The organism is Nonomuraea aridisoli (assembly GCF_003236395.1).
Classification (GTDB): domain Bacteria; phylum Actinomycetota; class Actinomycetes; order Streptosporangiales; family Streptosporangiaceae; genus Nonomuraea; species Nonomuraea aridisoli.
Genome location: NZ_POUD01000627.1, coordinates 1 through 665, shown reverse-complemented (window position 1 = coordinate 665; position 665 = coordinate 1). Strand labels below are relative to the sequence as shown.

Sequence of the window (665 nt, the reverse complement as noted above, 5' to 3'; positions counted from 1 at the left end):
GGGCCGGCCGCCGGAGGGGGCGTTCGACATGGGAGCGGTGCGCCTGGTCATGCGGCCGCCCAGACGTCGACCTTCTCACTGATCATGTGGAGCATCAGAGTGTGGATCTCCTGGATGCGCGGGGTCTCGGCGGACGGGGCGAGGAGGAGATGGCCGGCGTGCTCGGCGGCCGCCCCGCCGTCGCCGCCGCCGAACAATACCGTCACCGCGCCATTGGCCTGCGCGGCTTCGAGGGCGGCGACCACGTTGGGTGAGTTGCCGCTCGTGGTGAACGCCGCCACGACGTCGCCGGGGCGGGCCAGCGCGCGGACCTGCCGGGCGAAGACGTCCTCGTAGGCGTAGTCGTTGGCGATGCAGGTCATGACGGTGGCGTCGGTGGTGAGCGTCACCGTGGGCAGCGGGCGGCGGTCGCGCTTGTAGTGGCCGATCAGCTCGCCGGTGAGGTGCTGGGCGTCGGCCGCGCTGCCGCCGTTGCCGAGGGTGTAGACGGTGCCGCCGTGGGCGAACGTCTCGATGAGCAGGTCGGCGACGGCCTCGACGGCGGGCAGCAGCGCCGCCATGCCACGCGCGGCGGCCAGGTGGCCCTCGACGTGCGCGGCGAGCACCGCCGACGCGGATGACGGGGCGGTCGGGATCGGGGCGGTCGGGATCGGGGCGGTCGGGAT

1 protein-coding gene is annotated in these 665 nt (G+C 73.8%); it reads right to left on the bottom strand.

The features are described from left to right. Positions 1-47 precede the first annotated feature (47 nt). The coding region (locus C1J01_RS48465) for a D-sedoheptulose-7-phosphate isomerase (protein WP_220040506.1) at positions 48-665 on the bottom strand (618 nt) is incomplete at its 5' end.